The sequence below is a fragment of the Serratia sp. SSNIH1 genome (assembly GCF_002935055.1).
GTDB lineage: Bacteria > Pseudomonadota > Gammaproteobacteria > Enterobacterales > Enterobacteriaceae > Serratia > Serratia nevei.
Window position 1 is genome coordinate 2,323,987 of the sequence record NZ_CP026383.1, and the last position, 12,566, is coordinate 2,336,552.

At 59.5% G+C, this 12,566-nt stretch carries 9 protein-coding genes; 1 reads left to right on the forward strand and 8 read right to left on the reverse strand.

The genetic code is table 11. The annotated features are described in order from the left end of the window. Nucleotides 1-280 precede the first annotated feature (280 nt). The 3 genes from asnS to C3F38_RS11155 form a co-directional block, all read right to left on the reverse strand. On the reverse strand, nucleotides 281-1,681 hold the full coding sequence (gene asnS, locus C3F38_RS11145; RefSeq protein WP_038874233.1) for an asparagine--tRNA ligase: 1,401 nt from the start codon (nucleotides 1,679-1,681) through the stop codon (nucleotides 281-283). 213 nt (nucleotides 1,682-1,894) lie between these two features. Continuing rightward, a complete protein-coding gene (gene pncB / locus C3F38_RS11150) occupies nucleotides 1,895-3,100 on the reverse strand; it encodes a nicotinate phosphoribosyltransferase (protein ID WP_055316256.1) in 1,206 nt (401 codons plus the stop codon). A gap of 255 nt (nucleotides 3,101-3,355) precedes the next feature. Continuing rightward, a complete protein-coding gene (locus C3F38_RS11155; protein ID WP_055316259.1) occupies nucleotides 3,356-5,056 on the reverse strand; it encodes a GGDEF domain-containing protein in 1,701 nt (566 codons plus the stop codon). Between the two features lie 334 nt (nucleotides 5,057-5,390). On the opposite strand from C3F38_RS11155, the gene pepN reads away from it, so the two are divergent. Further along, nucleotides 5,391-8,009, forward strand: a complete 2,619-nt coding sequence (pepN, locus tag C3F38_RS11160; protein ID WP_055316260.1) for an aminopeptidase N — start codon at nucleotides 5,391-5,393, stop codon at nucleotides 8,007-8,009. Nucleotides 8,010-8,065: 56 nt separating this feature from the next. On the opposite strand, the gene ssuB is transcribed toward pepN, so the two are convergent. From ssuB to ssuE, 5 genes are read right to left on the reverse strand one after another with little or no spacing between them, the layout of a single operon-like run. Beyond that, nucleotides 8,066-8,839: an aliphatic sulfonates ABC transporter ATP-binding protein gene (gene ssuB, locus C3F38_RS11165; RefSeq protein ID WP_038874242.1), complete on the reverse strand. Its 774-nt coding sequence runs from the start codon at nucleotides 8,837-8,839 to the stop codon at nucleotides 8,066-8,068. Continuing rightward, nucleotides 8,836-9,630 carry an aliphatic sulfonate ABC transporter permease SsuC gene (ssuC, locus tag C3F38_RS11170; RefSeq protein ID WP_033646585.1) on the reverse strand — a complete coding sequence of 265 codons (795 nt, stop codon included), beginning with the start codon at nucleotides 9,628-9,630 and terminating at the stop codon, nucleotides 8,836-8,838. Before ssuC ends, ssuB begins: the two co-directional genes overlap by 4 nt. An 11-nt stretch (nucleotides 9,631-9,641) precedes the next feature. Next, complete coding sequence (gene ssuD / locus C3F38_RS11175; protein WP_055316262.1) at nucleotides 9,642-10,790, reverse strand: FMNH2-dependent alkanesulfonate monooxygenase; 1,149 nt, start codon at nucleotides 10,788-10,790, stop codon at nucleotides 9,642-9,644. Nucleotides 10,791-10,810: 20 nt separating this feature from the next. Beyond that, entirely contained in the window at nucleotides 10,811-11,776 is a 966-nt protein-coding gene (locus C3F38_RS11180) for a sulfonate ABC transporter substrate-binding protein (protein WP_038874248.1), read from the reverse strand. Nucleotides 11,777-11,800: 24 nt separating this feature from the next. Next, the gene (gene ssuE / locus C3F38_RS11185) at nucleotides 11,801-12,379 is read right to left on the reverse strand and encodes an NADPH-dependent FMN reductase (protein WP_038874250.1); all 579 of its coding nucleotides are present in this window, start codon (nucleotides 12,377-12,379) and stop codon (nucleotides 11,801-11,803) included. Nucleotides 12,380-12,566: the final 187 nt, after the last annotated feature.

Sequence of the window (12,566 nt, forward strand, 5' to 3'; positions counted from 1 at the left end):
TCGGACACCTTTGCCACTGCCGCCAATAATTCTTTGGGAACTATTGTTGATAGATTGGTGTCGTCCTGTGTCTGAACGCAGTGTTCCATTCACAGGCGGGTTAATCTAGGACGAAAATGATACCAATGTCCCAATCGGGTTGCAAAAAGAAAGCATGTGTAACCAAATGTAATTTTTAGGGAACTTTGTGACGTGCGTCAATATTAAAAAATGCGAAAGGCCAGCGATGCTGGCCTTTGTTTTGTAACGAAATCGTTTAAAAAACGTTTGATCGTATAAATTAGAAGCTTGCGTTACGTGGCGTGCGTGGGAATGGAATCACATCGCGCACGTTTTGCACGCCGGTGACATAGGCGATTAAACGTTCAAAGCCCAGGCCGAAACCGGAGTGCGGCACGGTGCCGTAGCGGCGCAGATCGCGATACCACCAGTAGTCTTCTTTATTCAGCCCCATCTCTTCCAGACGCTGGTCGAGGACGTCGAGGCGTTCTTCACGCTGCGAGCCGCCGATGATTTCGCCGATGCCCGGTGCCAGAACGTCCATGGCCGCGACGGTTTTGCCGTCTTCGTTCATGCGCATATAGAACGCTTTGATGTCTTTCGGGTAGTTTTTCACCACCACCGGCGCCTGGAAGTGTTTCTCAGCCAGGTAACGTTCATGCTCGGAAGAGAGATCGATGCCCCAGGAAACCGGGTTTTCGAAGGTTTGGCCCGAGGCCAGCAGGATCTCGATGGCGTCGGTGTAGTCCACTTGGGCGAAATCGGAAGAAACGAAACGCTCCAGACGAGAGATTGCGTCTTTATCCACGCGCTCGGCGAAGAATTTCAGGTCATCGGCACGTTCATCCAGCACCGCCTGGAACACATACTTCAACATGCTTTCGGCCAGGCCGGCAACGTCGTCCAGCGTCGCGAAGGCCACTTCCGGCTCGATCATCCAGAATTCTGCCAGATGGCGGCTGGTGTTGGAGTTTTCGGCGCGGAAGGTTGGGCCGAAGGTGTAAACCTTGGACAGCGCACAGGCGTAGGTTTCGCCGTTCAGCTGGCCGGAAACGGTAAGGAAGGCTTCTTTACCGAAGAAGTCTTCGCTGAAGTCGACGGTGCCCTTGTCGGTGCGCGGCAGGTTTTCCAGATCCAGCGTGGACACGCGGAACATCTCGCCGGCGCCTTCGGTATCGGAGGCGGTGATCAGCGGGGTGGACACCCAGAAATAGCCGTTTTCATGGAAGAAGCGGTGGATCGCCTGCGCCAGGGTATGACGCACGCGCGCCACGGCGCCAATCAGGTTGGTGCGCGGGCGCAGGTGGGCCACTTCGCGCAGGTATTCGATGCTGTGGCGTTTGGCCGCCATTGGGTAAGTGTCCGGATCGTCGACCCAGCCGACCACTTTGATCGCGGTGGCCTGCAGTTCGAAGCTCTGGCCTTCGCCCGGTGAGGCGACGACCTTACCGGTCACTTCAACCGAGCAACCGGTGGTCAGGTGCAGTACTTCATCCTGATAATTCGGCAGAGAATTATTAACGACGGCCTGTAACGGATCAAAGCAGGAACCGTCATAGACGGCCAGGAAGGAGATACCAGCTTTTGAATCTCTCCGGGTACGTACCCAGCCGCGTACGGTGACTTCACTGTCAACCGCAGCACGACCTTGCAGTACGTCGACTACAGGCACTACGCTCATAGATTTCTCTCTTTAATAATTTGGTTTAGAAATAGCTTACAACCCAAGAATATGGGGGTAATGGCTATGTTACTTGCCGCGGTGCAGAGCACAAGCAGAAATCATCGGATTGGCGCAACATTTATCGTGGCTGGCTGAAAAGAGGGCGTTCGGGATAAAAACAAAAAAGCCGGCGCGTGAACCGGGCCGGCTTTCTCCCTATATAAAGAAGGATCAGCTGGCTTTCTTCACCAGCGGCAGATCGAAGGCTTTGCGCAGGGCCCTGACGAACGCCTGATCCTGACAAATGGTTTTGCCGGGGCTGTCGGAGAGCTTGGCCACCGGTTTGCCTTTGCACTCGACCAGTTTGATCACGATATTCAGCGGCTTGACGCCGGGAATATCGCAGGTCAGGCGCGTGCCGATGCCGAATCCGAGGTTGATGCGTTGATAGAAGTGGCGGTAGAGCGCCAGCGCTTTATCCAGATCCAGGTTGTCCGAGAACACCAGCGTTTTGCTCATCGGATCGATGCCCAGTTTCTCGTAGTGGGTAATGGCCTTTTCGCCCCACTCAACGGGATCGCCCGAATCGTGGCGCAGCCCCTGATAACGCTCGGCGAACTGAGGGCCGAAGTCGCGCAGGAAGGCGTCCATGGTGATGCAGTCGGTGAGCGCGATGCCAAGCTGGTCCGGGTATTCATCCAGCCAGGCTTGCAATGCGGCGCGCTGGCTGTTGGCCAGCACCGGGCTTATCTGCTGGTGCGCCTGGAACCATTCATGCGCCTGCGTGCCGACCGGCACCAGGCCGAGCTGGTGAGCCAGATCGTAATTGCTGGTGCCCGATAAGTACGGGAATTCGGCCTGCAAGGTGCTGACGATGGCCTGCTGAACGCCCTGAGAGAAACGGCGACGGGTGCCGAAGTCCATCAGCTTGAAGCGCGAAAGGTCCAGATCGCCCGCCAGCGTCTTGAACTGTGCCAGCTTGGTCTGCAGATGTGCCACCGCCTGTTCCGGCGTCACCTGCGCAGAGCGGCGGCGGTGCACCACTTCGCTGATCACCGCCAGCAGCGGCACTTCCCACATGATCACTTCGCGCCACGGCCCGGCGATGCGGATGTGCAGCTTGCCGTCACGGTTCTCGACGATCACCTGCTGCGGATCGTAGCGAAACGTCCGCAGCCAGTTCAGATAATCCTGACGGAAGAAGGGCAGGCCCGAGAGATAAGCGAATTCGGCGTCGGTCAGCGCCAGCCTGCTCATCAGCGCCACCTGGGCGCGGATCTCGTCGGCATATTCGCCCAGCAGTTCGTCGCCGCGGCAGCGGAATTCCGCCGCCACGCTGATCGCGGGATAGCGATGGAACACTGCTTGCTGCATATGAAGCTTATAAGCATCGGTATCAAGCAGTGATGTCAAAATCGGGGAAGCGTATTGAGTCATAGCGCGTTACAGCATCCTCGTCAGGCGCGTGTCCAAATCCGGATAATCATAAAAGTGGGGGTGGAGTATACCCGGATTATCCTGTTATTGAAGCTGCATCACACCATAAATCACCAAAGCGGGTCGAGGATTAAACGTGCCTTTATGGCGGCCTGGCGGCGGCGGGGAAGAAAAAAAGCCAGATATGCGTGTAAGGTGAATGACTTAGCCTAATTAGTCATAAAAATTATAATGTTAATTATTTTAAACAGCGAATCAGATAAACCCGACCTGAGTGTGTACGCTGACCCGATCCTTGCCGTTCTTTTTGCAAAAATAGAGCGCTTCGTCCGCCTGTTTGATCGCCGCCTGCAGCGCGGTGAACGCGTTGACCGGCGCAATGCCGCAGCTGGTGGTGAAACGCACTTGCCGTCCGTCGGTCAGATTTAGCGTCAGGCGATGAGTACGGGTGCGCAATTGCTCCATGATGTCCCGCGCGTTGTCCAACGAACAGTTGCCCAGCAGCACCGCGAACTCTTCGCCGCCGTAGCGGCAGAAAATGTCGCTGGCGCGGAACGCGCGTTGCAGCAGGTGGCCGAATGCCACCAGCGCCTGGTCACCCACGTCGTGGCCATAGCTGTCGTTGAGCTGTTTGAAGTTGTCGATATCGATCAGGCAAAAGGCCTGTGGATAGCTGCTGTCACCCAGCAGCTGACATTCAAGGAAGAATTTACGGCGGTTATAAATATTGGTGAGCGGATCGAGGAAGGAAGAGGCCTCGAGCTCTTTAATCAACAGTTGCTTCTCACTTTCCAGCGAGACCTTGTCCAGCTGGTATTGCCTGAGCTGCTGAATGGCGTCGCTGATGGCGATCAGTTCCCGGCTGTAGAAGGCGTCGTTGCGATCGATATTCATCTCGCCGCGGGACAGCCGAACGATATTGTTGTGGGTCTTGGTCAGCCAACGGTTGATGTTGGTGCAGAACACCAGCGCCGGCAAAATGAACAGCAACACCACCAGGCCGGCGAGCGCGATCATGCCGTAAATGGTGGTCTGGCTATCGTAAATTTTGTGACGCGAAGCGACGGTTTCCAGCTCGAAGCTGCGTTGATACAGCGCCTGCGAAAGTCCGCTCAGCTCGTCGACATAGCGCGAAATAAGCGCTGCGGGATAGGGTTTTTGGGTGTTGATGGCGGTGTATAACCCATCGGTGACCTGCTTGAGACGTTCGGCCGACACCAGGGTGAGCAACTGATTGACGAGCTCGGTGGTTTGCACGTCGTCGTAGTTGATCTTCATGAAGATCAATCGGGTGCTCAGTGCGTTCAGCACGCCGGTCAACTGAATGGACTTCAGGTAGGCGTCTTTGCGATCGAGCGGGTTGACGTTGACGTCGATAATCTGATCGCTTAACTCCGTCAGTGACATATTCAGCCGGTTGTTGAGGCGAATGGCCTCGAGAAACATAAAGGAATCGGTATCCACCATCCGGGTATCGTAGGTGTAGCGATAATAGCTCTTGCTGGTTTGCGAGATGTAATAGGCGCTGTTGATGTTGAACAGATTGGCATTGGCGTTGTTGACCTGCGAAAGCTGCAGGTTGTCGTTATCCAACAGCTGTTCCATCAGGCCGATCATCGACAGCGCGGCGATTTTTTGCCGTACTCCGAGCTGCCTGGCGACCGTGTCGTTCAGATGTTCGCGGATCCGGGTAATTTTCTCACGCGCCGCCCGATCGGCGGCCAAACATTGCGCGCGGGTGATTTGCGGATCGATCAGGCTCAATCGTTTGAGGCGGTGAGCCTGCAGTGAGGCCTGGAAGGCCTCGGAAATTTCTTTGGCGCGATCGATCTTATACAGGTTGAGCTGGTTATCGCGGTAGTCGGTATGGGCTTCGAGCAGCTCCTCGACGATGAACAGCGAGAAGGAGGTCATCAGGCACAGGGTAAAAAAATAGATTGCGTATTTGATTTTCATAGTGCGAGTCATCCCTGGGCCTGATTTGGCAATTATACCACTATGCCGCTTGTGCCGCCTCAACTATGCCGGCGCGCCCGGACGGCGTTTTTTTAGCATTAAATGCTGATTTCTATTTAGCCATTGGTCACCCGCGCTGTCGTCTGGCGGCGATTTATGATTTGCCTCTGATTTCTCTCTCGTGGTCGCCCGGCGGCTCTGGGCTTTTCGGCCAGCTGTGATACAGTTTATTCACAATCAGGTCCGCCGTGCGCCGCAGGGGAACACACCGGCTGCGGCGCGGAGGAGAAGAGCGGCCTGCACCTATAACTCACTGAGACGTTTAAGGGTTTTTATGACACAACAGCCACAGGCAAAATATCGCCACGATTATCGCGCGCCTGATTACACCACGACCGATATCGATTTGGACTTCAGTCTGGATGCGGAAACCACGCGCGTGACCGCCGTCAGTAAAATCAAACGTCAGGGTGCGGCCGGCGCCCCGCTGGTGCTGGATGGCGAAGATCTGACGCTGGTGAGCATTCAGGTCGACGGTCAACCGTGGAGTGCCTATCGTCAGCAGGATAACCAACTGATCATCGAAGAGTTGCCGGGACAATTCACTCTTACCATCGTCAACGACATTCACCCGGCGAAAAACACCGCGCTGGAAGGGTTGTACCTGTCCGGCGATGCGCTGTGCACGCAATGCGAAGCCGAAGGCTTCCACCACATTACTTATTATCAGGATCGCCCGGATGTGCTGGCGCGCTTTACTACCCGCATCGTGGCCGACAAGGCGCGCTATCCGTTCCTGCTGTCGAACGGCAACCGCATCGGCCGGGGCGAATTGGCCGATGGCCGCCACTGGGTGCAATGGCAGGATCCGTTCCCGAAACCTTGTTACCTGTTCGCGCTGGTGGCGGGGGACTTCGACGTGCTGCGCGACAGCTTCACCACCCGCTCCGGCCGTAAGGTTGCGCTGGAGCTGTTCGTCGATCGCGGCAACCTGGATCGCGCCGACTGGGCGATGACTTCGCTGAAGAATTCGATGAAGTGGGACGAGACCCGCTTCGGCCTGGAATACGATCTCGACATTTATATGATTGTGGCGGTCGATTTCTTCAATATGGGCGCGATGGAGAACAAAGGGTTAAATATCTTTAACTCCAAATATGTGCTGGCGAAGGCGGAAACCGCCACCGACAAGGACTACCTGAACATCGAAGCGGTGATCGGCCACGAATACTTCCACAACTGGACCGGTAACCGCGTGACCTGCCGCGACTGGTTCCAGCTCAGCCTGAAAGAGGGGCTGACGGTGTTCCGCGATCAGGAGTTCAGTTCCGATCTGGGATCGCGCTCGGTCAACCGCATCGATAACGTGCGCGTGATGCGCGGCGCGCAGTTCGCCGAAGACGCCAGCCCGATGGCGCACGCCATCCGCCCGGACAAAGTGATCGAGATGAACAACTTCTACACCCTGACGGTGTATGAAAAGGGTTCCGAAGTGATCCGCATGATGCACACCTTGCTGGGGGAAGCGAACTTCCAGAAAGGGATGCAGCTCTATTTCGAACGCCACGACGGCAGCGCCGCCACCTGCGACGATTTCGTGCAGGCGATGGAGGATGCGTCCAACGTCGATCTGTCGCGCTTCCGCCGTTGGTACAGCCAGTCCGGCACGCCGCTGTTGACGGTACGCGACGAATACGACGCACAAACCCAGCAGTATCGCCTGCATGTCAGCCAGAAAACCGCGCCGACCGCCGATCAGCCGGAGAAGTTGCCGCTGCATATCCCGCTGGATATCGAACTGTACGACAGCGAAGGCAACGTCATTCCGCTGCAAAAGGGCGGCCTGCCGGTCAACAACGTGCTGAACGTCACCGAAGCGGAGCAGACCTTCGTGTTCGACGGCGTGGCGCACAAGCCGGTGCCGTCGCTGCTGCGCGAATTCTCCGCGCCGGTGAAGCTGGACTATCCGTACAGCGATCAGCAGCTGACCTTCCTGATGCAGCACGCGCGCAATGAATTTGCGCGCTGGGATGCGGCGCAGAGCCTGCTGGCGACCTATATCAAGCTGAACGTGGCGCGGCACCAGCAGAAGCAGCCGCTGTCGCTGCCGCTGCACGTGGCCGATGCATTCCGCGCGGTGCTGCTGGACGAAAAACTGGATCCGGCGCTGGCGGCGCAGATCCTGACGCTGCCGTCGGAGAACGAAATCGCCGAGCTGTTCGCCACCATCGATCCGGAAGCGATCGCTGCGGTGCACGAAGCGATAGTACGCTGCCTGGCGCGTGAGTTGGCCGATGAATGGCTGGCGGTGTATCACGCCAACAAGACCGACGGCTACCGTGTGGAGCACGCCGAGATCGCCAAGCGCGCCTTGCGCAATGTTTGCCTGGGCTACCTGGCGTTCGGCGAAGATGTGGCGCTGGCGGATCGGCTGGTGAGCGAACAGTATCGCCAGGCGGATAACATGACCGATTCGTTGGCGGCGCTGTCCGCCGCGGTCGCGGCCCAGCTGCCGTGCCGCGATGCGCTGCTGGCGGCGTTCGACGAGCGCTGGCATCAGGATGGCCTGGTGATGGACAAATGGTTCGTGCTGCAGGGCAGCAGCCCGGCGGCAGACGTGCTGAGCAAGGTGCGTGCCCTGTTGCAACACCGCTCGTTCAGCCTGAGCAACCCGAACCGCACCCGCTCGTTGATCGGCGGCTTCGCTTCCGGTAACCCGGCGGCGTTCCATGCGGCGGACGGCAGCGGCTATCAGTTCCTGGCGGAGATCCTCAGCGATCTCAACCAGCGTAACCCGCAGATCGCCGCGCGCCTGATTGAACCGCTGATTCGCCTGAAGCGTTACGACGCGGGCCGCCAGGCGCTGATGCGCAAGGCGCTGGAACAGTTGAAAGGGTTGGAAAATCTGTCCGGCGATCTGTACGAGAAGATCAGTAAGGCGCTCGACGCCTGATTTTTTCACGCTGAATAGATCAAGGGACGGCTTTTGCCGTCCCTTTTTTTATCCGTTCAATTCGCCGCCTGGCGCGGGCTGGCCCCGGTAGCCGGCGGCGATAATACCCGTTCCAGCACTTCGGCTTCCAGTTCCGCCAGCCGGGCCGAGCCTTTGCGGCGCGGCCGTGGCAGATCGAGGGAGAGATCCAGCCCGATGCGTCCCTCTTCGATCAGGATCACCCGATCCGCCAGCGCGATGGCTTCGCTGACGTCATGCGTGACCAACAGCACGGTAAAACCGTGCTGTTGCCACAGCGTTTCTATCAACCCTTGCATCTCGATGCGCGTCAGGGCATCCAGCGCTCCGAGCGGTTCGTCCAGCAACAGCAGGCGAGGGCGGTGGATCAGCGCGCGCGCCAGGGCGACCCGTTGCTTTTGCCCGCCGGACAGCGCCGCCGGCCAGTCGCGGGCGCGATCCGCCAAGCCGACCGCGTCCAGCGCCTGCAGCGCCGCATCGCGCCACTGGCCGCGCAGCCCCAGCCCCACGTTGTCGATCACCGTTTTCCACGGCAGCAGGCGCGCATCCTGAAACATCAGCCGGGTATCCTCTTTAACGGCGGCAAGCGGCGCGTTGCCGCTGAGCAGCACGCCGCTGCTGGCCTGTTCCAGGCCGGCCAACAGGCGCAACAGGGTGCTTTTGCCACAGCCGCTGCGGCCGACCACCGCCACGAACTGCCCGGCGGAGATGTGCAGCTGAATATTGTCCAGCACCGTACGGTTGCCGTAACCTTTGCCGATGGACTCCAGCGTCACCGGCGTGCCTTGCGCAAGGCGAGCGGGAAGGGTCATAGCGCTTCTCCCTGTTTCAGTTGATAGGCCGGATGCCAGCGCAACCAGACGCGCTCAAGCAGCTGCGCGCCCACGTCCGCCAGCTTGCCGAGCAGGGCGTACAGCACGATCGCCACCACCACCACGTCGGTTTGCAGAAATTCACGCGCGTTCATCGCCAGGTAGCCGATGCCCGAATTGGCCGAGATGGTTTCGGCGACGATCAGCGTCAGCCACATGAAGCCGAGAGCGAAACGCACGCCGACCATAATCGACGGCAGCGCACCCGGCAGCACCACCTGTGTAAACAGGCGGAAACCGCTCAGGCCGTAGCTGCGGGCCATCTCCAACAGGCCGCGATCGATGTTTTTGATGCCGTGATAGGTATTGAGATAAATCGGGAACAGCGTACCGAGCGCCACCAGAAAGATCTTGGCGGATTCATCGATGCCGAACCACAGGATCACCAACGGGATCAGCGCCAGGTGCGGCACGTTGCGGATCATTTGCACCGAGCTGTCCAGCAGGCGTTCGCCCCAGCGCGACAGCCCGGTAATAAAGCCGAGGATCAGCCCGATGCTGCCGCCGATGGCAAAGCCGATCAACGCGCGCTGGCTGCTGATGCTCAGATGCTGCCACAGTTCGCCGCTTTGGCTCAGGCTCCAGAAGGCGGCCAGCACTGCGCTCGGCGCCGGTAAAATACGGTTGGACAGCCAGCCGGTTTCGACGGCGATCTGCCAGAGGATCACCAGCGCCAGCGGCAGCGCCCAGGGGGCCAGCCGATACAGGATGCGTTGCGCGTTCTTTGCCATCGGGGCGCTCCTCAGCTCTGCGACACTTTTTGCGGAACATAGATGTTGGCCACCACTTCGCCCTGCGGGCGCACCGGCTGAAGGCGCGCGGGTGTTTCCTCCAGCGTCAGATCGAGGTGCGGGAACAGCAGTTCGCCGACGCGGTAGGCCTCTTCCAGATGCGGATAGCCGGAAAGAATGAAGGTGTCGATGCCCAGATCGGCATATTCCTGCATGCGCGCCGCGACCGTCGGGCCGTCGCCCACCAATGCGGTGCCGGCGCCGCCGCGCACCAGGCCGATGCCGGCCCACAGGTTCGGGCTGATCTCCAGGTTATCCTTTTTGCCGCCGTGCAGCGCCGCCATGCGCCGTTGGCCGACGGAGTCGAAACGCGCAAAGGCCTGCTGTGCGTTGGCGATGGTTTCCTCATCGAGGTGCGCGATCAGCCGGTCGGCGGCGTGCCAGGCCTCTTCGGTGGTTTCCCGCACGATGACATGCAGGCGGATACCGAAGCGTACCTGGCGGCCTTTCGCTGCCGCTTTGGCGCGCACCTCTTCAATCTTCTCTTTAACCTGCGCCGGCGGCTCTCCCCAGGTGAGATACAGTTCTACCTGTTCGGCGGCCAGATCCTGCGCGGCGGCGGAGGATCCGCCGAAATAGAGCGGCGGGCGCGGCTGCTGCACCGGCGGGTACAGCAGTTTGGCGCCTTTCACCTGAATATGCTTGCCGTCGAAATCGACGGTTTCGCCTTCCAGCACCCGGCGCCAGATATGGGTGAACTCGGTTGAGGCTTCGTAGCGCTCTTCATGGCTAAGGTGCAGCCCCTCGGCCGCCAACTCTTCCGGATCGCCGCCGGTGACCAGATTGAACAGCGCACGCCCGTTGGACAGGCGATCCAGCGTCGCTGCCTGGCGCGCCGCCAGCGTAGGGGAGATGATGCCCGGCCGCAGCGCGACCAAAAACTTCAGCCGCTGGGTAACCGGGATCAGCGAGGCGGCCACCAGCCAGGAGTCTTCGCACGAGCGGCCGGTGGGGATCAGTACCCCGCCGAATCCCAGCCGATCAGCCGCCTGGGCGATCTGCTGCAAATAACTGTGATCGACGCTGCGCGCCCCCTGTGCGCTGCCAAGATAGTGGCCGTCGCCGTGGGTGGGTAAAAACCAGAAAACGTTCAGGCTCATCGTTAATCTTCTCCCATGAGTTATTGCGCGCTTGGGCGCCAGATGCGTTGCGAGATGTCAACCTTCACCGGCACCAGCCGGTTGGCGTAAAACAGGTCAGCGGTTTGCTGCTGCGCGGCGATCGTCTGCGCATCGAGCGGTGTGATGGCGGTTGGCGGGCGGTGATCCAGATAGCTGGCGATCACCGGTTCCGGCAATCCCATGGCGTTGGCCAGCAGGGTCACGCTTTGTGCCCGGTCGCTGCGGGTGAGTGCATCGGCCTGGGTCAGCACCGTCAATACCTGGCTGATAAAGGTGCCATTGGCTTCGACATAGGGGCGCGCCGCCAGATAGAAGGAACCCGTCTGGTTCAGATTGGTGCCGTCGCCGAGCACCCGCACGCCGCCCTGCAGCAGCGCGGCGGAATAATAGGGATCCCAGATGGCCCAGGCGTCGACGTTGCCCTGTTGGAAGGCGGCGCGCGCATCGGCGGGCGTCAGATAGGCGGGCTGGATATCGGTGAACTGCAGGCCGGCCTTTTGCAGCGATCGCAGCAGCAGGTTGTGCGAGCTGGAGCCTTTCTGGAAGGCGACCTTATGGCCTTTCAGATCGGCGACGGTTTTGATCGGGCTGTTTTCCGGCACCAGGATCACTTCCGCCTTAGGTTTGGGCGGCTCAACGCCGACATACAGTAGGTCAGCGCCGGCGGCCTGCGCGAAGATCGGCGGAATATCGCCGGTGCTGCCCAGATCGATGCTGCCGACGTTCAAGGCCTCCAGCATCTGCGGGCCGGCGGGAAACTCGATCCAGCTGATGCGGGTGGCGGGGAAACGTTCCTCCAGCAGCCGGTGGCTCTTCGCCAGCACCAGGCTGACCGACCCTTTTTGGTAGCCGATGCGGAACTGCGCCGGATCCTGCGCCGCGGCGGCATTGGCCCAGACCAGCGACAGCAGGCCGGTGAGGGTTGCGGCGCTCAGCCAGCGTCGTAAAGCGATGCGTTTTTTCATTCAGGCTCTCCTTTTCCAGGCATTTCAGGCGGTCTGACGCGCCGCCAGCGGCGACGCGACGCGCAGCGCGGGCGGTTTGCGGCGGCCAAGCGCCAGATAAAAACTGGCCAGCGCCTCTTCCAGCCGGGCGGCGACGGCGTCGGTGAGCGTGGCGCCTTCGCCGGTCAGCTGGATCTGGCTGTCGTCGGCGAACACGCCGTGCAGCACTTCCTGCGCTTTCAGCGCCGCCAGCACTGGTTTGAGCGCATAGTCCACCGCCAACATGTGGCCGATCGAACCGCCGGTTGCCAGCGGCAGCACCACCTTATGATCCAGAGCGCGTTCCGGCAGCAGATCCAGCAGGGTCTTCAGCGCGCCGGAAAACGACGCTTTATAAACCGGCGTGGAAATCAGCAGGCCGTCGGCCTGCGCCAGCTGGTCGGCAAATGCCTTGATCGCCGGGCTGTTGAAGTTGGCATACAGCAGGTCTTCGGCATCGAAGTCGTGCAGGGTATAAGCCGTCACGTCCACCCCTTGCTGCCGCAGCCAGTTCTGGCTCAGCGCGAGCAGTGCGGCGGAACGTGATGGGATGCGTGGGCTGCCGGCCAGTGATATAACGCGCATTGCCACTCCTTATAACTAAAAGTTAGGTTTAATTAGAAAATAAACAGGAAGTGTTTTAAACCTACCAGCAATCGGGCGCGTTTTTTAAATCTCATTTTTTGATTTCGATATGCGCAAAAGCGGATTGGCGCCGTTTTGGCGGCGAAGCGGGAAAACGGTTGCGTAAAAACCGCTTTTTTTGCCTTTA